Origin of the sequence: Streptomyces crystallinus, from assembly GCF_039521265.1 — a bacterium.
Lineage (GTDB): Bacteria > Actinomycetota > Actinomycetes > Streptomycetales > Streptomycetaceae > Streptomyces > Streptomyces crystallinus.
Genome location: NZ_BAAACA010000014.1, coordinates 112,355 through 132,419, shown reverse-complemented (window position 1 = coordinate 132,419; position 20,065 = coordinate 112,355). Strand labels below are relative to the sequence as shown.

At 69.7% G+C, this 20,065-nt stretch carries 14 protein-coding genes; 6 read left to right on the top strand and 8 right to left on the bottom strand.

Features of this window, described 5'->3' with window-relative positions:
* Positions 1 to 107 precede the first annotated feature (107 nt).
* From ABD236_RS11120 to ABD236_RS11095, 6 genes are all read right to left on the bottom strand, one after another.
* The gene (locus ABD236_RS11120) at positions 108 to 1,505 is read right to left on the bottom strand and encodes an amidohydrolase family protein (RefSeq protein WP_344073043.1); all 1,398 of its coding nucleotides are present in this window, start codon (positions 1,503 to 1,505) and stop codon (positions 108 to 110) included.
* 532 nt (positions 1,506 to 2,037) lie between these two features.
* On the bottom strand, positions 2,038 to 2,685 hold the full coding sequence (locus ABD236_RS11115) for a response regulator (protein WP_344073041.1): 648 nt from the start codon (positions 2,683 to 2,685) through the stop codon (positions 2,038 to 2,040).
* A gap of 2 nt (positions 2,686 to 2,687) precedes the next feature.
* Complete coding sequence (locus ABD236_RS11110; protein ID WP_344073039.1) at positions 2,688 to 3,872, bottom strand: sensor histidine kinase; 1,185 nt, start codon at positions 3,870 to 3,872, stop codon at positions 2,688 to 2,690.
* Positions 3,873 to 3,921: 49 nt separating this feature from the next.
* Positions 3,922 to 6,126, bottom strand: a complete 2,205-nt coding sequence (locus ABD236_RS11105) for an MMPL family transporter (protein WP_344073037.1) — start codon at positions 6,124 to 6,126, stop codon at positions 3,922 to 3,924.
* A gap of 250 nt (positions 6,127 to 6,376) precedes the next feature.
* A complete protein-coding gene (locus ABD236_RS11100) occupies positions 6,377 to 7,114 on the bottom strand; it encodes a hypothetical protein (RefSeq protein WP_344073035.1) in 738 nt (245 codons plus the stop codon).
* A gap of 34 nt (positions 7,115 to 7,148) precedes the next feature.
* Positions 7,149 to 8,201, bottom strand: a complete 1,053-nt coding sequence (locus tag ABD236_RS11095) for an AraC-like ligand-binding domain-containing protein (protein WP_344073033.1) — start codon at positions 8,199 to 8,201, stop codon at positions 7,149 to 7,151.
* Between the two features lie 296 nt (positions 8,202 to 8,497).
* Here ABD236_RS11095 and ABD236_RS11090 point away from each other — a divergent pair, with 296 nt between their 5' ends.
* From ABD236_RS11090 to ABD236_RS11065, 6 genes are all read left to right on the top strand, one after another.
* The gene (locus ABD236_RS11090; protein ID WP_344074210.1) at positions 8,498 to 14,215 is read left to right on the top strand and encodes a PA14 domain-containing protein; all 5,718 of its coding nucleotides are present in this window, start codon (positions 8,498 to 8,500) and stop codon (positions 14,213 to 14,215) included.
* A gap of 196 nt (positions 14,216 to 14,411) precedes the next feature.
* Positions 14,412 to 15,437 (top strand): RICIN domain-containing protein, encoded by a 1,026-nt coding sequence (locus tag ABD236_RS11085; protein WP_344073031.1) that lies wholly within the window; start codon positions 14,412 to 14,414, stop codon positions 15,435 to 15,437.
* Positions 15,438 to 15,538: 101 nt separating this feature from the next.
* A complete protein-coding gene (locus tag ABD236_RS11080) occupies positions 15,539 to 16,708 on the top strand; it encodes a HEAT repeat domain-containing protein (protein ID WP_344073029.1) in 1,170 nt (389 codons plus the stop codon).
* 339 nt (positions 16,709 to 17,047) lie between these two features.
* Positions 17,048 to 17,377 (top strand): hypothetical protein, encoded by a 330-nt coding sequence (locus ABD236_RS11075; protein WP_344073027.1) that lies wholly within the window; start codon positions 17,048 to 17,050, stop codon positions 17,375 to 17,377.
* Complete coding sequence (locus tag ABD236_RS11070; RefSeq protein WP_344074209.1) at positions 17,361 to 18,128, top strand: SMI1/KNR4 family protein; 768 nt, start codon at positions 17,361 to 17,363, stop codon at positions 18,126 to 18,128. Before ABD236_RS11075 ends, ABD236_RS11070 begins: the two co-directional genes overlap by 17 nt.
* A gap of 166 nt (positions 18,129 to 18,294) precedes the next feature.
* Positions 18,295 to 18,426 (top strand): hypothetical protein, encoded by a 132-nt coding sequence (locus tag ABD236_RS11065; protein WP_344073025.1) that lies wholly within the window; start codon positions 18,295 to 18,297, stop codon positions 18,424 to 18,426.
* 32 nt (positions 18,427 to 18,458) lie between these two features.
* On the opposite strand, the gene ABD236_RS11060 is transcribed toward ABD236_RS11065, so the two are convergent.
* Both ABD236_RS11060 and ABD236_RS11055 read right to left on the bottom strand, forming a co-directional pair.
* Entirely contained in the window at positions 18,459 to 18,863 is a 405-nt protein-coding gene (locus ABD236_RS11060; RefSeq protein ID WP_425543856.1) for a nuclear transport factor 2 family protein, read from the bottom strand.
* Positions 18,864 to 19,058: 195 nt separating this feature from the next.
* Positions 19,059 to 19,922 (bottom strand): oxidoreductase, encoded by an 864-nt coding sequence (locus ABD236_RS11055; protein ID WP_344073021.1) that lies wholly within the window; start codon positions 19,920 to 19,922, stop codon positions 19,059 to 19,061.
* Positions 19,923 to 20,065 lie beyond the last annotated feature (143 nt).

Sequence of the window (20,065 nt, the reverse complement as noted above, 5' to 3'; positions counted from 1 at the left end):
CGCAAGAGGGTTTCCGCTCCGACTTTCCGGAGTCGGCTGTGCGGCCCCCGGCGCAGGCCCCTGGAGGAAGTGGCCGTCGCGGTCGACGACAGCGGAAAAGGCGCTGTTCAGGCGGGGGTTGGGATGTTGAGGATGTGGTCGCGGGAGGCGTGGACCCGCTCACGCAGGGCGCGCAGATCCACGTCGAGGACCTGGCCGTTCCACTTGCGTGGCTGCCCGTTGACGAGGACAGCGCTGATGTTTCGGGCGTCACATCCCAGTACGACGGTGCCGATGGGGTCGTTGAGGGGCATGGTGTTGAGGTCCTCGGCCTGGATGACCAGCAGGTCGGCCTGCTTGCCCGGAGTGAGCGAGCCGGTGATGTCGGCCAGGCCGTTGGTGCGGGCGCCCTGGAGGGTGGCGAAGTCCAGGACGTCGTGGGTGGTGATGCGGGCCGGCTGTCGCCCGGTGCGGTGGACGGCGTTGACCGCCCGCATCCGCTGGATGGCGTGCAGGGCCCGCATCTGCGTGAACATGTCGCTGACCAGGGCCACTTCGACGTCGATGCTCAGGCCGGGCCGCACCCCGGCCGACAGGGCCTCGTCGATGGCGGGAATCGCGGTCTCCAGCCCGATCTGGGCGTCGGAGGTCGGGGCCAGGGCGATGGTCGTGCCGCTGTCGCCGATCGCCTTCCACGCCTCGCAGGTCAGGCCGGTCGCATGGATGAGGGTGAGATCCGCCCCCAGCAGGCCGGCCTTCTCCCACTCCGTGATGGCCGCCGAGGACGAGGTGCCGAAGACGGCGTCGACGCTCACCCCGATGCCCAGCTCCTCGGCCGTACGGGCGAGTTCGGGGCCGTAGGCGAGGGCGGGACCGGCGATCTCGTCGGTGGCCAGGGCCGCCAGGCGCAGGGTCAGCATCCGATCGCCACGGGCGAAATACGTCTCCTTGAGGCGCGCCAGGTCGCCGGGCCACTGCTTGTCCCACTCCCCGAAGTGCGGGCCCATGGAGGCGTGCACCCCACGGATCCCGGTGTCGACGAGGGCCTGCACAGCGGCGTCGGAGTGCTCGGGAGTGCGGGAGTTGTGGGAGAAGTCGAGCATGCAGGTGATGCCGCTGTCGAGCGCGGTGAGGGCCGCCAGTTCGGTACCGACGTACATGTCCTCGGGCCGGTAGACGGTGGCGTGACCGGCGAGGGTGGACATCACATAGGCGCCGAGGTCGTCGACGTCCGGCATGATCCGGCGCAGTGGGGACTGCCAGGCGTGCCGGTGCGTGTCGACGAAGCCCGGCGTGAGGATCGTGCCGCCGGCCTCGACGACCACCGCGCCGTCCCGGGCCAGGCCGGAGCCGATGGCGGTGATGGTCCCGCCCTCGACGAGGAGATCGGCGTCGCACAGGACACCGAGGTCGGCATCCATGGTGACGATGGTCGCGCCGGTGAACAAGATGCGGCGCTTCGGGTCGGCGGACCGGCGCTGGAGCTGTTCGAGTACGGCGGTGCTGGTGGTGCCGGAGGGAGCCAAGGGAAGTCCTGTTCATCGAGCCGGGCGGTATGCCGTGGGCGATGACGTCAGAATCGGCCCCTCCCTCGCGAGCAGCCAGGCCGCCGTTTGACCGGGTGCGTCACACCCTGGTCCACCGGCTGTCCCTGACCAGCAAACACTGAGCCGCCGAGGTCCGCGCTGCGGCATGATGGCGGCATGGAAGATCAGACTTTCGCCTGGGTGACTCTCTTCTCCTACGAGAACCTTCCCGGCTGCCCGCGGCCGGGCTGGCTGACGGCGGTTTGACTGCGGGACCGAGGTATCGACTGGTACCCGTTCACGGAGGATGAGGTCCGGGTCGACCTGATGTGTGGGGTGCGCTCGGACGGGCGCTGGCACGGCACGATCGCTGTGCGCTTCCGTGCTGACGCCCTTCGGCGCCTCGGACTGCATCCCGACCAGCCGACGTCAGCGCCGGCGGATCCGCTGCCGCCGAAGTGGTGGGGGCCGTGGGCTCGGTGAGGTTCAGGTGCGACGGATGGGGTCGGAGTTCTGGGCGGGTGCCCGGTCCTCAGGAGTGTGTGAGGAGTCCGTGTTCCAGGGCGACGACGACGGCGCGGGTGCGGTCGCTGACGTCGAGTTTGGCGAAGACCCGCAGGAGATGCGTCTTCACCGTGGCTTCGCCGATCACCAGTCGACGGCCTATCTCGGCGTTGGACAGGCCGTCGGCGACCGCGCGCAGCACGTCCTGCTCGCGGGCGGTCAGCACGACCGGCTTGGGGCGGCGCATCCGGGCCACGAGGCGCTCGGCGACCTTGGGTGCGAGGACCGTCTCACCGCGCGCCGCTGAGCGGATGGCGTCGGCGAGCTGGTCGCGGGTGGTGTCTTTGAGGAGGTAGCCGACGGCGCCGGCCTCGACGGCTCGTTCGATCTCGACGTCGGTGTCGTACGTGGTGAGGATCAAGACGCGGGTGGTCGTGGGCAGGGCGACGATCTCGGTGGTGGCGGCCACACCGTCGAGCACCGGCATGCGCAGGTCGAGGAGGGCCACATCGGGGGCGAGCCGCTCGACGAGGTCGACGCCTTCGCGGCCGTCGCTCGCCTCGCCGACGATCTCTATCGTGGGTTCGCCGGCGAGCAGGGCGATGACTCCGGCGCGCATGACGGCGTGGTCGTCGACCACGACCACCCGGATCGGGCCGTCGGCGGTGTCGGTCATGGTCAGTCCTTAGTGGGCGTGGGCAGGCTGGCGAGGACACGGGTGCCGTCTCCGAGGGAGCTCGTGACGGCGAGTTCGCCGTCGAGTTCGGCAAGCCGGCGGCTCATGCCGTCGAGGCCGAAGCCGTGGGAGTCCTCGACGACGAAGCCGCAGCCGTCGTCGGTGATCTCCAGTTCGACACCGCCGTCGTACGCGGAGAGGACGACGCCGACCGTGGAGGCGCCGGCGTGCTTGCGCACATTGGCGAGGGACTCCTGCGTGCACCGCAGCAGGGCGACGCGCGTGCGCTGGTCCAGGTCGATGTCGGGCAGCTCGGCGGTGACGGTGAGGCCGGTGTCCTGCACGAAACGGTCCAGCGTCCTGCGCAGGGTGGCGGCGAGCGAACCGGACGCGATGCCGCTCACGGGGGCGGAGCCGACGAGGACGCGGGCCTCGGCCAGGTTCTCGCGCGCGGTCTGCTCGATGGAGGTGAGCTGCTCGGCGCAGCGTACGGGGTCGCTGACGGCGGCGGCGCGGGCGGCTTCCGCGAGCACCACGATGGAGGCGAAGCCCTGGGCGAGGGTGTCGTGGATCTCCCGGGCGAGCCGTTCCCGCTCCTCGGCCGCGCCCTGCCGCTGATGCGCGGCCGCCAACTCCTCCTGGGTGATGGCCAGTTCGGCGGTAAGTTGCTCCTGCCGCTCGGTGCTCTGGCCGACGAAGCGGTGCATCCACAGCCCCAGACTCGCCCCTGCGGCGTACGCGACGAGGGTGAACACCGTGTTCCCGGTGAGGAAGTGAGGGCTCCAGCCCTGGCCGAGCGTGCCGCCGAACACGGTGAGGGCCGCGGCGGCTCCGCTGAGCCTGATCGCGTCCGCCGGGGTGCGGGTGAAGAGCCAGAACTGCGGCAGGGATATCACGTAGAAGGCGGCTCCGCCGTCCAGGAGGTACGCGGTTGCGCCGAGGACGAGGGCGAGTACGGTCAGGTAGGTGCGGGGCGGCAGGACGGGGCTGTCCGGCCGGGTGAGAACGAGGGTGTGGCACAGCCCGACCAGCAGGAGCAGGCCGAACATCCAGTACTGCCGGGCCGGTGAGGCGTCGAGGATGGCGATGGCCGGGGGCAGCAGGCCCAGCAGGACCCAGCCTGCCAGGTTCCAGCGACGGATACGTTCCTGGGTGAGTCGGTCACCCTGCTGCTGCCACTGACTCACGCTGATGTACCTCGTTCGTAGGGGTGTGCGGGCGCGGCGGTCGAGTTGATCAGCTTACCGATTTCAGGGTGGGGGCGGCCTGTTCGGTGCCGCGGCGGGCCCGACGTACTCCGCGTGAGGGCCACCAGTTGGCTTCGCCGAGCAGGAGCATCAAGGACGGCAGGACCAGCATGCGGATCACGAAGGCGTCCAGGAGGACGGCGACCGCGAGGCTGAAGCCGATCTGCTTCATCTCGATCAGGTGCAGTGCCGCGAAGCTGGCGAAGACCGTGACCATGACCACGGCGGCGCTGGTCACCACCCCCGCCGAGCTGCCGATGCCTTCGATCACGGCCTGGCGCGTGGGGACTCCGCGCAGGGCTGCCTCCCGGATCCGGCTGATCACGAAGACCTGGTAGTCCATCGAGAGGCCGAACAGGATCACGAAGAGGAACAGCGGGACACGGGAGCCGATCGACCCGGTGGAGGTGAAGTCGACCAGGGATTCGGCCCAGGTGTGCTGGAAGACCACGACGAGGATGCCGAGCGAGGCGGCGGCGGAGAGGAGGTTGAGGACGACGCCGACAAGGCCGAGGACCACGGACCGGAACGCGTGGACGGTCATGGTGAAGGTGACCAGGAGCAGGGCCCCGATGATGAGCGGCAGCTTCTGCTCCTGGTGGGTCGGGTAGTCGGTGTAGCGGGCGACGTCACCGGTCACGGCGGTCTGGACGCCCTTGAGCCGGCCGAGGGTCTGGGGGACGTACGTGGCGCGGAGGTCCTTGAGCGAGGACTGGGCTTCGTTGCTGCTGACGTAGTGCGGGACCTGGAGTTGGAGCAAGCTGATCCGCTTGTCGGGCGAGGTGGTCAGGCGGGAGGTGCCGCTCAGGCGCGGGTCGTCCTTGGCGTCGGTGGCGAGTTCGCGCAGGGCGGCGGTCACCTCGGCAGCACGGTCGGCGTCGGCGCGGACGACGACCTGGTGCATGGACTTGAGCTCCGGGTAGGCCGCGTTGAGCCGGTCGTACACCTGCATGGCGACGATGGAGCGGGAGTGCGTCTCGCGGCCCATGTCGGTGAGCTTGAGGCCGAGGACCGGGGCGGCCAGGGCGAGCAGCCCGACGACGGTGACGGTGAGGGTGGCGACGGGGTGCTTGGCGACGGGGCGCAACACGGCGGCGGTGAGTCGGCCGGGGCCGGTCTTGTGCGTCTTCTGTTTCTTCGGCGCGAGGCCTCGGGCCGCCCGCCGCTCGGCACGGCGCTCGGCGCGCATGCCCAGCTGGGCGAGGAGCGCGGGCAGCACGGTCAGCGAGCTGACGACGGCGACGAGCGTGACGACGATCGCGCCGGTGGCGATGGACGAGAAGATGACGTCGTCGGCGAGGTAGAGGGTGGCACTGGAGACGGCGACGGCCAGACCGGAGAGGACGACGGCCCGCCCGGAGGTGGCGGCGGCGATTTCGACGACGGCCTGCGGGCTCAGCCTGCCACCGGCGCGGGCCCGCTCCTCACGTTCGCGCTTGAGGTAGAAGAGGGTGTAGTCGACGCCGACGGCGAGGCCGATGAGCAGGATCACATTGGTGCCGACGCCCGCGTCCGGGAAGACGTGCGAGGCCAACATCGACAGGCCGACAGCCGCGGCGATCGAGGACAGGGCGAGCAGCAGCGGTACGAGGGCCATCGCCACGGAGCTGAAGACCAGCAGCAGGGTGATGAGGGTGACCGGCAGGGCGATCACCTCGGTGCGCGAGAGGTCGTCGCCGCGCAGCTTGTCGACGCCCTTGCTGATGGACGGTGATCCCGTCTCCTCGACGCGCAGCCCGGGGTTGGCCTTCTGCACGGCCGTGGTCTGCCCGATCAGCTCGTCGACGTGCTTCTTGCCCTCCAGCTCAGGGCCCTTCATGGTGACGGTGACCCGCACCGCTGTGTTGTTCGAGCTGCGTACCGGGTCGGCGACGGAGAGGACTTCGGGCAGCTTGGCCATCCGGGTGGCGATGTCGGCGGCGGCCGAGTCGGCTGCGGCGAGGTCGAGCTTTCCGGTCCCCGGCCTGGCGGTGATGAGGACGTGCTCGAGGGGGCGCTGCTGCAACCCGCCCTCCGCGGCGATCGCCTCGCCGCGTCCCGCCTCGCCGATGCGGAAGTCCTCGGTGGTCGCCGCGTCGGTGCCGACGGAGATGCCGATACCGAGGCACAGAACGACGAACACGAACCAGCCGACAATGCCGCGCCAGGGGCGGGCAGCGCTCCAACGAGCCATGCGTACAGGAAGATTCTTCATGGCTCCATGCTGTTCGCCGGGGGTGTGGCGGCGACAGCAGCGACCGGTGGAACTTGGGGTCCACCGACTGGTGGACCCCCGCTCGGATCGGCGTGTGACGAGCTCACGGTCCCGCACCGCGCTGAACCTCTCCCAGGCGGGCGATCAGAGGGCGGCCGATGCCCCCGGCCCACGATCAGTGGCCCTCGCCTGGCCCCGCTACCCGCAAGCGGGGAAAGGGCACGGGAGTGTCAGAAAGGGCACGGGAGAGTCAGGGTGTCGGCATGTGCGGGGTCCTCGCGGGGTCTGGGACATGCGGTCGTCGGGCGAGCAGCACGCTGGCGGCGATGATCCACAGTCCCGACACGAGGAAGGCGAAGAAGCCGACCCACGGGATGCACATGAGCACGCCGAGCGCGATTCCGGCCCAGCCCAGCCAGCGCGGCAGCGGGGTTCCGCGGCGGGCGGTATCCAGTCCGGCGGCGAGCACCATGACGCCGATTCCGGCGACGAAGGGAATGAAGAGATCGGTGCCGATGGCGTTCATGGCCTGGAGCGCCGGGCCGCTGACCTGCTGCTCGTCGCTCGCGTCCAGCAGCGCGAGGGTCACGCCCGATGCGACCCAGAAGCCTGCGGCCGCCAATATCCCCCCGGCAAACGCGACTTGGGGCAGCCAGCCGTGCCGGTCGGACTCCGAGAGGTGGTGGCGAAGAGAACCGGCGAAGAAGACCAGGAAGACTCCCGCCAGGACCAGCAGGTACAGGGAAACCGCCTGCTGCGTGTCGTGCTCCTGGAAGAACAGTTTGACCTGCGGCCCGGAATCACCGACACCCGGCGTATCCCCGCCCACACCGAAAGCGACGGCGATCAGAACAACGGCCACCAGGCCGGTCAATGGTCCGAGACGCATCGGAATCCTCCGATCCGGGCATTCGGATACTGTTTTCAGCGTTCCACGCAGCACGAACACCGGCAACTCGCCCCCGCCCCGGCGGCGAGCGTCGAGCACTGTCCTTGAACCACGCGCCGCCCCGGCCGACGGATCAACTCACTGGATACCGCCTGTCCCGCCCCGGCGCGCGGTCCTCCCCGTACGTGATGTCAGCGGGCGGTGGCGACTGGCTCGCGTCGGCCCGGAATTCGCTGGGGGACATACCGGTGGCCGTGCGGAAGGCGCGGGAGAAGGAGTCGGGCTGGGGGTAGCCCCAGCGCGCGGCGAGGGCGTGGATCGTGAGGTGGCCCAGAGCCGGATCGGCCAGGTCTCTGCGGCAGCGGTCGATCCGTTGCGTACGGATCAGGGCCCGGGGTGTGGTGCCGTGGTCCTGGAAGAGGCGGTGCAGATAGCGCAGGGACACGTGGTGTGCCACCGCGATGTCCTCCGGCCCGAGCGCCGGGTCCGGCAGATGCTCGGCGATGAAGGCGGTCATCCGCAGGAACAGCGCGTCGTGCGTGGAGGCACCGGAGACCGCCGGCCCGCCGGACGAGGCGTCATGGCCGAGATGGTGTTCCAGCACGGCCGACAGCAGGTCGACCGCTGTGGCCTCCAGACCCTCCACGGCCGTCGGTGGGCAGTGGGCGTACTCGTCGGCGACTCCCGTCAGGAACTGGCCGAACAGGCGCCCCACGCCCTGTGTCCAGGGCAGGGACAGACCGTACAGCCGGGTGAACCGCTCGTGCGGGAGCCGCAGGAGGTGCTTGGGGAACTGGAGAACGAGGTGGCGGGCGGGGGCCTGTCCGGCGTGGATGTCGAGGGGTTCGGAGCTGTCGCCGAAGCCCAGGTCCCCGCGTCTGAGGAGGAGCTGCCGCCCGTACTGGTCGATGCGTATCTCGCCGGCCATGGCGACGTTGACGCGGTACATCTCCGGGTCCGACTGGCGCACGTGCCGGGCTGTCCGCCGTACGCTCACGCTGGCGTAGGAGCTCAGGAGCGAGAGCTGTCCGGCGCCCAGCGGCATCATCTCGACCCGTGCCTGGAAGGTGCCCGTCTTGAGGGAGGTGACGTGCTGGGGGATCTGCGCCAGGGTCATGGCCTCGGCCCATGCCTCCGGCCGTTCGCCGATGGGTAACTCGGCCGTGTCGAGGACTGTCGAGCGCATTCCTACCTCCCGCACAAGCCGGCAACGGCTTTCAGAACCGGCAGTCAAAGGGCCGAGGCGCGGGCGGCAACAGTGCGTTCCCTGCCAACGTCCAGGCGTTCGAGGCCAACGCGTCCGCGAAATCCCCCGGACAGAATGAGGCCGACTGGCCGGGAGCGGAAGAGGCAGGACGTGCGGTCTGTCAGGTCGCGTGTCCCGGCGGCATCGACGATTCTGGAGGGGCCTTGACCGGGGGTGGCGGTAGAGCGCGGTTGTTCGCGCGTCCGTGGTTACGGTTGATCATTTTCACGGTGGCGATGGGACTGCTGGTCTCGCTGGCGCAGGCCCAGGCCCTGCCGTCGGCGTCCGCGTCCGCCGCGTCCAAGAAGGTGCCCAGGGATCTGCCGATCCTGTCGGTGGCTTCTTCCGGCAAGCACGGGCCGAAGGCGGAGTCCAAGCGGCCGAGGCAGCCCAAGGCCGACTTCGCACCCCTGGTGACGGGCAAGCACGCCCGGTTCGACGCGCGCAGAGCGGCGCGCGAGGCCGACCCCGCGCCGCAGACCAGGCTGGTCAGCCCGGTGGACGGCGCGGTGGTGGGCACGGAGACTCCGGCGTTGCAGGTGGCCGCGGTCGGTGACGGTGTCCTGTACTGCTTCAAGATCTCCACCGGGTTCGACGGCCGCTCGGGCAGCGTGGTGGACTCCGGCTGTCTCGACCAGCCCGAGTGGACCGTGCCCCGGCACGTGCTGCACGACGGTGGCCGCTACACCTGGACGGCGGCCACCGCGCTGCCGGACGCGACGACGGCGACCGCGCCGCAGTGGGTCGGGCACTTCACGGTGAACCAGCGGGTGGGTGATCCGGGACCGGCGCCGACCGACCACCTGGGTCCCGTGACGGTCAACCTGTTCAACGGCAACGCCCACGTCGAGGCGGCCGGGCCGGCGTTCCAGACCGTCGGTGGATCGGCCGGAGTGAGCCTCGCGTACAACTCCCGGGAGGGCGCACCGCACGGGGTGCGCGCCTCCTACTTCAACGACTCGCGGCACTCGGGCAGTCCGGACGCGATCCCGGTGATGGTGCGCGGGGAGTCGCAGGTCAACCTGGACTGGGGCATGACCTGGAGCGGCAACTCGGACAACCTGCCCTGGCGGACCAACCCGATGCCGCCCGCGCTGGACAAGAACTGGTTCGTGGTGCGCTGGGAGGGCCAGTTCAAGCCCCCCGTCACCGGCGATTTCCGGTTCGCCGGCGCGCACACCGACGGCGCGCGCGTCTGGGTGGGCGACAAGCTGGTCTACGACAACCCCGAGGCCGCCGACCCCGGCGACGACTTCCTGCTGCCCGGCCACCGCCAGGCCGGCGAGGTCGCCCTGAAGGCCGGCCGACTGGTGCCGATCCGGATCGAGCTCTACCACCACTCCGACCAGCGGCCGCGCATGGTGCTGTGGGCGAAGAGCAGCGTCGGCGCCGACGACCAGCGCGCTCACAACCTCGACCCCCGGATCGTACCCACCGAATGGCTGTCCTCCTCCGACTCGCAGTCGCTGCCTCCCGGGTGGACGCTTGCGGCGCAGTCCAGCGGCTACAGCCACGCCGAGATGCTGGACGGTTCGGTGGTGCTCACCGACGCCGCCGGCGGCAAGCACACCTGGGCCAAGGCCTCCTCGGGCGGCTACACACCGCCGGTGGGCGAGGACGGTGTGCTCGCCTTCGACGCCGAGGGTCGCATCACGGTCACCGAGGGCGACACGGTGTCGCTGTTCCACGCCGACGGGACACTGGCGGCGGTGGAGTCGGTCCTGGACGGCAAGAAACCCGCTGCCCTCCAGTACGTCTACAGCGGTTCGCCGCCGAGGCTGACGCAGATCAAGGACCCGGTCTCCGGCCGGTCGCACCAGCTGTTCTACAACACCGACGGCAGCGACGGCTGTTACGGCGGGGTCTCGCGCCCACCGGGCTCGGACCCGGCCCCGCCGCAGATGCTGTGCCGCATCCGCTACTGGGACGGCAGCGAGACCCGGCTGTGGTACCTGATGGACACCCTCGCCCGGATCGAGAACCCGGGTGCGTCCATGCAGGACTTCGACTACACCGGCCGCGCCCTGGCCAAGCAGCGCTACGACGAGGCCGGTGACAACGAGGAGGAGAAGCAGAAGGCCCTGGACAGCATCGGGCCGCTGGCCACGCTCCGGGGCAGCCTGGCCTACGACTGGGTGGCCCGCCAGGCACCGTCCGAGGCGAACGGGTGCACCAACACCGGTGACACCGCCGCCGCGTGCACGGTGATCGGCTACGACTCGGTGGTCGAACAGCCCCAGGAGCCGCCGGGTCTGCGCGCGGTCCAGGTGCTGGCCCCCGCCCCCGACGGCCGCTCCAGCGGGCAGCGGGCCGAGCACTTCTACCAGTACTACCTCGAACGCAAGCAGGCCACCGTGGCCCTGGCCGGGGTGTACGACGCGACGCACTCGCGCACCGTCACCTATGACGACGCCGGTCGTACGCTGGTCACCACGGACTTCACCGGCGCGAGTATCTCCGCGGAGTGGAACGCGAAGGACCAGGCCACCGCCGCGGTCGACAGCGCGGGGCGCCGCTCCACCACGGTGTACGACCACGCCGACCGGCCGGTCGACCGGTACGGGCCCGCACCGGCGTCCTGCTTCCACGGCCAGCTTCCGACGCCGGAGTGCGCGGCGCGAATGCCGCACAGCCACACCGGCTACGACGAGGGGCTGGCGGGGCTGTCAGCCGCCTTCTACGACAACCCGGAGCTGTCCGGTGTGCCCCAGGCGTTCGCCACCGGGGTGGGTACCTCGGACGGGGCACTGTCACAGGCGTGGCGGGCGACTCCGCCGGTGACGAACTCCGGCGGCTGGTCCGGCCGTTTCACGGGTGAGGTCCAGTTCCCCGCCGCCGGGGACTACGGCCTCGGGTTCACCGCGGTCGACGGCGTCCGCCTGTGGGTGGACGACGTGCTGACCGTCGACAGCTGGAGCGACAAGCCCAGTACCGCGGTCTCCGGCAAGTACACCAACACCGCGGCAGGCAGCCGCCATCGCGTCCGCGTCGACTACTACAACCGCTCCGGCACGACCGGGGCGCTGGCCTTCACCTGGACTCCGCCGGGCGGCGGGGGACCGGCGCTGGTGCCCGGGAAGTATCTCGCGCCCCGGTACGGCTGGGCGACCGGCTCGACCACCGAGGACACCTCCGGGGGCGACAGGGAACGGGCGCCGTCCCGGCACAGCGTCAGCCGATACTCCGACCCGGCGGCGGGAATCGATCCGGTGTACGGGCTCACGGTGTCCTCGACGGCTGACCCCGACGGGCTCGCGCTGACGTCGCGCACCACCTACGAGCGGCCGGGCACCGGCTATCTGCGCAAGCAGGCCACTGCCATGCCCGCCGGCGAGATCGCCGATGCGGACCGGCGCAACACGACTGTCTATTACGGCGATTCCGAGAAACGGGCCAATCCCTGCGACCCAAAGGCTCCTGCCGCCAATCAGGGGGGCATGGCCAGGACCGCCACCGCGGCGAAACCGGACAGCGGACCGGCGCTCACGGGAGAGACGGTCTACGACGAGGCGGGGCGGACGGTGGCCCAGCGCGTCAACGACGAGGCGTGGTCCTGCACGAGCTACGACGAACGGGGGCGGGTCGTCAAGAGGAGCGCACCCGCGTACGGAGGAAAGGCGGCCCGCAGCGTCATCACCGACTGGGCGGTCGGCGGCGATCCGCTGACCTCGAAGGCGACCGACGACAGCGGGTCGATCACGACCGTGATCGACCTGCTCGGCCAGGAGGTCAGCTACACCGACGTCAACGGTGTCACCTCGACTGCCCGCTACGACCAGGTCGGGCGGCTGATCAGTGACACCACGACCATCAGGGGCGTTTCCAGCACCGTGGGATACGCCTGGAACGACGCCAACCAGTTGACCGGCGTCAAGGTCGACGGAACCACCGTGGCCACCCCCACCTACGACGTCGCCACCGAACTGAGCGGTGTCGTCTACGGCAACGGCTCCCGCCTCGAATCCCTGACACGCAACGACTCGGGCAAGACGACGGCGCTGACGTGGAAGACCGCCTCGTCGAAGGTGGTGGACACGGTGTCACGGTCCCGCGACAACCGCGTCACCGGCGACGTGGTGACCGAGGACGGGAAGGCCGTCGCCCAGTACGCGTACAGCTACGACGCGGTCGGCCGGCTCGTCGCGGCGACGGTCCCACATCACCAGCTCACCTATCGGTTCGACGCGGCCGACGGCTGCGGCCCGGCGAAGACGGCCGGGTCGAACACCAACCGCACCGCGTCCACCGACAGTCTCGACGGCGCGGCGGCGGTCACCACCCGCTACTGCTACGACGGCGCCGACCGGCTCACCTCCACCAGCGGCGGCACCGGGCTCTCGTTCGTCTACGACAGCCACGGCGACACCGTCAGGGTGGGGGACGACACCCTCGGCTACGACTCCACCAAACGGCACATCCAGACCACGACCGCGTCCGGTACCGCCATCTCCTACACCAGGGATCCGGTCGACAGGCTGACCGCTCGCACAGTCACCGGTGCCGCCAACGGGTCGCAGAACGGGACCACCCGCTACTCCTACAGCTCCAAGCACGACGACGCGGACCTCATCCTGGACAAGGACGGGGGCCTGCTGCAGCGGATCGTGGCGCTGCCCGGCGGGGTGCTGCTGACCAAGAACTACGACAAGAACGCCACCACCAACTGGTCCTACCCCAACATCCACGGCGATGTGCTGTTCACTGCGGACGGGGCAGCCACCCGCACCGGTGCGGTGCGCCTCTACGACCCGTACGGCCAGAACATCGATCCCGTGAATGGCGCCTTGAGAGACATCCCTGCCCCGGCCACGGCTGCCGGCGGAATGGACTTCGGGTGGCTGGGCCGGCACGAGCGGCCGGTGGAGCACCTGGCCGGCCAGCAGGCGATCGAGATGGGCGCCCGTGTCTACCTCCCCGTACTCGGTCGGTTCCTGCAGGTCGATCCGGTACCGGGCGGTTCCGCCAACGACTACGATTACGTCGACGCGGACCCGATCAACGGGCTGGATCTCGCCGGGACGTTCTCCTGGAAGTCGGTAGTGCGCGCAGGGACCACTGCGGCGGAAGTGGTGGCCTTCGTGCCCGGGCCGGTCGGCACGGTTGCCTCCGGGGTGGCCGTGGCCGGTCAGCTCGCGCAGGGCAACAAGAAGGCCGCGGCGATGGACGCGCTCGGTATGGTCCCTGGCGGCAAACTCGCCGGCACCGTCGCCAAGTCCGCCGCCAAGGAATCCTCGACGCTCGGCAAAGCCGCTCAGGCCGTGGAGAAGGACTGCAATTCCTTCACGCTCGACACCCAGGTCGTGATGGCCGACGGCTCGGTCAAACCGATCGGTGAGGTCCACGCAGGAGACCGTGTCCAAGCCACGGACCCGGCCACTGGTCACACCTCCGCCGAACCCGTCGCGGATGTCATCTCGGGTCACGGCACCAAGCACCTGATCGACATCGGCCTTGCGGGCCCGCGGCAAGGGACGATCACCACCACTGCAGGCCACCCCTTCTGGGTCCAGGGCCGCGGCTGGGTCGACGCCGGCGACCTCAGGACCGGTGACCTCGTTCGCGGTCTGGCCGGCTCCCCGATCGCACGGGTCACCGCAGTCCACGACCGCGGCGAGGTCACCGGCCAGACCGTCCACAACCTCTCCGTCACCGGCATCCACACCTATTACGTCCAGGTCGGATCGGCCCAGGTCCTGGTGCACAACTGCCCGGTCAGACGCCCCTCGTCGCCGAACCAGATGAACGAGGACGTAAGGCTGGGCAACGCGCCGGCGGGAGTCATCAGAGTCGACAAGGGCCTCACCAAGGGCGAGCAGGACCACGTCCACTTCAAGGACGGGACGGCGTTGAACAAGGACGGGACCTGGAAGCACGACGGAAACGGAGACCCGAGGCCGCCGAACAGGAAGCAGCAGAAATGGCTGGAGGGCCACGGCTGGAAGATGCCCGACTGAGACGAGCCGTTGCCGCGGCGTCACGCCGCCGGGACGAGGTACGACGACCTTTGCGCAAGGGAGCGGGCGCCCCATGAACGGGCGCTCTCTCCGATCCGCACGACGAAAGGATGGCCCCGTGGCACCAGCAGCGGTAAGACCCCGCAGATATCTGCGGCGAAGAACAGCGGTGATCCTCGCCCTGGTATGCGCAGCCATGGCCGCGGCGACGCTCCCCACCGCCGCCGCGCCCCGTCAGAGCGCGGCACCCACCGCGCTGATACAGCTGACGATCACCTCCGTCGCCAACAACAAGCTCGTGGACGTCCCCAACGGCGCCCGCGACGACGGCACCATCATCTCTGTCAACCCGGCGCCCGGCGCCGCCGCCAACTGGCGCGTCAACACCGGCAGCAAACTCGGCTCGGGATTCGCCATCGTCAACACCACCACCGGCAAGTGCATGGACGCGCCCACGCTCCACTACAACGTGCGGCAGTCGCCCTGCGACGGACGCGCGTCCGAGCAGTGGTACTTCCAGCCGGTGGCGCGCTCGGCGCAGAAGGCGTTCATGCTCCGCCACGTCAGCGACGACGGCTGCCTGACGGAGCAGATACCGCCGGGGACCGACAACTACACGTACACCAACACCTGTGACAATTCGCAGTTCCAGCAGTGGACCGTGCCCACAGCCGTCTACCAGACGGCCTGGAACACCGCCGTGGACTACGCCGCCGCCCGCTGCGGCCGGGACACCGGCACCTGCTCGTGGACGACGACCACCCAGACACCGCCCTTCACACTGCCCGAGGCCTGTGTCTCCCCGGTCTGGTACAACGACACCTCCACCACGATCCCGTGGGAGTTCTCCCTCACGACGAGCACGGGCTGGGTGAACAGCATCGGGTTCAAACTGGGAGGAAGCCTGTCCATCGGGGGAACCGAACTCCTGCCCCTCAAGCTGGAGGTCACCGCCGAGGTCCACGGGGAGACCACGCTGGACCTGAAACAGGAGATGGGCAACAAACTGACCGTGTCCGTGCCCGCGCGCCAGTACGGGTGGGTCACGCTGTCGGAGCTGGCGACCAAGGCCACCGGCACCTGGACGTTCGACACCCAGGGCCTGCCCTGGGAGGCCGAGGACACCATCACCGTACCGCTGAAGTACGACCCCAACGGCGGCGCGAGCATCTACAGCACACGCACTAGGGCCACGTTCACCAACTGCGCGGGGGTCGGGTAGCGTTCGGCGGTTCGGCCGCCGCAGGGTGACGTGCAGTGCGAGCCTGATGTGCCGCCGGCCCCCGGAGCACCGCGAACGGGAGCAACTGCCAGGATGACCTGATGGACCTGCTGAATGAGTTACTGGCCCAGACCGACTGGTCGGCCCTGGAGCACGCCTACGGCCCGGCCTCGGACACTCCCTTCCAGCTGTTGGCTCTGCTCAGCGACGACATCGAGGCCCGCAGCGCAGCGGTCGGCCACCTGGACAGCGCGATCCTGCACCAAGGCAGCGTCTACTCGGCCACTGGCCCCGCGGCCCGCGTGGTCGCGGCGATGCTCAAGGACCCGCTGACCATGGAACCGGTAGAGGACGTGGTGCCCTGGGACGACGCCGTACCCCGCCCGGTGCGCTTGGACCTGGTCGACTTCCTCGCCCGCGTCGCCGACTCGTGCAGGTTCGATGACACAGACGACGCGGCGTTGAGCGCTGCGATGTCGGCTGCCGTCCGGGACGGCGAGGTCTTGCAGGCGCGGAATGCACGGGACCTGCTGGCCTGCCGAGCCGCCGCCCCCGAGCTGCTCGACGCGCTCACTCCCGTCTTCGACGACCCCGACGGCCACATTCAAGTCAAAGCCCTGGAAGCGGCCGTCCGTCTGAGCGACCACGAGGACCTCGCCGGATTCCGGCGGGCGATCGGCGACCGTCTCGACAGGGTCGCCGTCGACTCCTGCGACCCCAGATCGCGGGCGGCGGCGGCGCGGCTTCTGGGCATGCTCGGAGCGCGTCCACTGGCCCTGCTGCATGATGCGCATCCCGGAGTCAGGGCCTGCGCCGCCCTGGCACCGGCACTTGCCGACGAACCGCGCGCGACCCGAGCGATCCTCGACGCCCTGCTCGCCGTCCATGAGGCCGACCACTGGTTCGAGGAGCATCTCCCCGGCCAGGACGGATGGCTGCGGTTCGACCTGACCCGGGCCGCAGCCGCGCGGGTCGACGACTTCGAGGCACTGCTCCCCGCTGCTCTCGCCGTGCTTCCCCTGGCCGGTGGCTTCACGCTCGACAGAGACCTGGGCCCTTTCCTCACCGCGGCGTTCGCCCGCCCCCGCTCCGCCGACGCCCCGCTCTCGCTCGCCCAACGTACGTACCTGTCGGCCGTCCTCGATCGCGAGGAACTCTGGCGCTCCGTCAGCGCCGAGCCATGGTTCCCGGCGACCGGACTGCCTGCCGAGCGCGCTGCCTGCCGCGCCCTGGTCGAGGCGTCCGAGCCGTCCGATGGAGAGACGTCGTGATCGGTTTTCACCGGGCGGAGGTGGCCGGAGGCAGGTGCTGGGTCAGGATCTGGCGCGGCGGGGTGGCTTCGTCGGGAGCGTCCAACGCTCGTTCGGGAGGAAGCCGTTTCCGTTGGGGCCCGCGCCAGGGTCGGTAGCCAGGTGGGTGCTTCACCCGGCCTGCCGGGAGTACGCGCCCGGACACCGAGTGGCGTCCATTGGGTTGCGGCGGGAATCCGAAGGTAGGTCCAGAAGGCCAGCCCGCCCCGATGAGGGCCTGTGTCGGACGAACTTGGCGGGCGTTAGTGTCGTACGGCGCGAGGTGGTCCGCCCGCAGAAGGGAAATGCAGGTGACGCCGGATGGCATCGATGAAAAGCGTTGAACTGGCAAATGCCGTCGAGGACTTCGAACGCCTGGCTTCCTTGGTCGAGGAGAGCGGCGAGCGCGTGAACGTTACCGCTGGCGGCCAGCTGGTGGGCGTGGTTCTTCCGGCGGCCGAGCTGGCCGAGCTGGAGTACTGGGCGCAGCGAGAAACCGGAGCCCCGCTGCCTGTTCAGGAGCCCCTCACCGGAAAGCGTTCCGGGTCCGGAACAGCAGGGCGCGTATACCCGGTACGTACACGCGGACGGGCTGCGTATGACGCTCACTCGGGGTCGCGTCATCGTGGCCGAGATGCGCTCTGCGCGTGATCTTGCCTGGCTGGAAGGGCGGGCGCGCCATGGACGCGCGGGATACATGGATCGGAAGCAGTCGGTGGCATTCGCGGAGTTCCTCGCCGACCAGGCGCCCTCTGCGCCCTCAGATGATCAGTCGCGGGCGCCGGGCCCGCGCCCGCAGGAGGCAGCGGTGCGGCAGGTGACCGACGCCTGGCAGCGCATCGAAGCATGGTTGCGCGCCCATGCTCCCGCGTCATACGCGTCTCTCAAGCCGGGTGTCTCCCAGGCGGAGATTGACGGCGCTGAGAGGGCGCTCGGGGTCCGGATTCCCGTCGATCTCAAGGCTCTCTGGTCCCTGCATGACGGTGTCCATATCGTGTGGGGCGAGGCGTTCTTGATGGGCAACGCCCGGCTCATGGGCACGGCTCAGGCCGTCGAGCTTCACGGCCACTGGGGGAAGCACTACGACTTCCGCGACGACCCGGACGAGCCGGGCGACCTGTGGGATCACAGCTGGATTCCCGTATGCACGCTCGGTGAACACAGCTGGGCGGCCGGCTTGTACCTGGACGCAAGGACAGGCGAGCTGTGGTCGTGGGACGAGCACGCCAACCGCCGTGCCGAGTACGAGTCCTTGACCACCTATCTGGAAGAGATGGCGGATGCCCTGACGGCGCCGGGGCTTTTCACCGGCGCCAGGCCGGGCCTTCAGCGCGGCGCCCTCGTCTGGGGGGTGCCGGACCATCCCGACCCGGACCATCCGTGGGTGGAGTTCACCGGTTGAACTGCATCCGGCCGTATGCGTGTGTGGGGACCGACTGGTGCCGGTCCCCACACAGGTCTCATGTGGTGCTCTTATGCCCTGCGCCAGACGCATGTGGTGTGAATGCTCGTGCAGTGCTCGAAGCCGGGGTTGGAGACGAAGAGCTCGTCACTGTCGAGCATGCGCCATGACGGGTCGGGGTAGCTTCCGCCAGTCCGCCAATTTCCTGGACGGCGTCCGGGAGCAGACCAACCGCCTGGTCGAGCAGTCCATGCAGGAGTGGGACCGCGCCTGCCCGGAGCCAGAACCGGCCGTGTGAGCGGCAGGTTTGGTCCGTCCTGACTCACACCATTAATCGCCCTGGGTCGGGACCGGCGTGGCCTGGTGGTAGTACATTCGCCAACCCATCCGCTCACCCGCCCTGCGCCACAGCGAGCTGCGGCGCGCTCGCCGTCCCTCGAACGTGGTCTCGTACGTCAGGTGCACCACACCAGGAGCCAGTACGACACCCGTCATGTCCGAGTGGACATACCGGGGACCGGCTTCCGTGTTTCCGGGCATGTCCGGCAACGCGGCCAGCATCTCCTCGTACGACCACCGTCGGCCCGAGGCGCCGACTTCCACGAACTCCGGGTCCAGCAGCTGCCTTGCCTCCGCCCGTGACGTTCGTACGCTGGGATCCAGGAGCCGCAGCTCGGCCCCGATCGCTTCTTCCACCTCAATTGCTTCAGCGCTCACCTGTGCATCATTGCCCATCCCACCTGGCGCCCCGCAACCACATAACCCAACGCTCAGTGCTGAGCGGATGGTCGGGCTCCGTGGCGGAACGCCCAGCGAGCTGCCGACCCCGGTGACGTGGACGTAGTAGGTGGAGGGTGAGTCCGCTGTCACCCCGGCCCGGGGCGGCAGCGGCAGTGGCTGCCGCCACCGCCGTTGCTCAGCTGCGGCCTCTCACTCCTCGCTGAGCTCGGCCATGTCCTGCGCGCTCAGGCTCAATTGTCCGGCGGCGACGTTCTCTTCCAGGTGGTCGAGCGAGCCGGTGCCGGGGATGAGGAGGGTGTTGGGGGAGCGGGCCAGCAGCCAGGCCAGGGCCACCTGGGGTACGGTCGCGCCGTGCCGGGCGGCGACGGCGTCCAGGCGGTCGGCGGTGATCGGCCGGAAGCCGCCGACCGGGAAGAAGGGGACGTAGGCGATGCCCGCGTCCGCGCAGGCGTCGACGATCGCGTCGTCATCGCGCTGGGCCACGTTGTAGAGGTTCTGGACGCACGCGATCGGCGCGATCTCGCGGGCCTGGGCGAACTCGTCGGCGGTGACGTTGGAAACCCCCAGGTGCCGGATGAGGCCTTCCTCCTGAAGGGCGAGCAGGGTTTCGAGGGGTGGGGCCAGTGGGGTCTGGGTCCGGTCGAGGTCGCCGAGCCGCAGGTTCACCACGTCCAGGCGGTCCACGTCTAGCGAGCGCAGATTGGCCTCGACACCACGCCGCAGGTTGTCGGGCGTCAGGCCGGTCTTCTCTGCCGCGGGCCGGGCGACGTCCCCGCCCTCCACCAGCGCGCCGACCTTGGTCACGATCACCAGATCGTCCGGGTAGGGGTGGAGGGCCTCACGGATCAGCTCGTTGGCGGCCACTCCGTCACGCGCGTAGTAGTGCGAGGTGTCGATGTGGTTCACCCCGAGTTCCACGGCGCGGCGCAGGAGGGCCAGGGCCGTCTCCCGGTCGGGCCGGTCGCCCCGAGGCCAGCCGGTCAGCTTCATCGTGCCGTAACCGATCCTCGCGACATCCAAGTCGCCGCCCAGCGCCCATCGTTCCATCGTCATGATCACCACCCTAAGCGCCGCACCCAGGTGCTCTCCCGAGGCCAGCCCTCCGGGCCGTCCCGGCCCCCCGCAGGCCCTTCGCGCAGAAACTTCCCACAGGCCCTCCCCGCAGAAGTACGCCGGCCCCTACTTCTGCCGGTCGA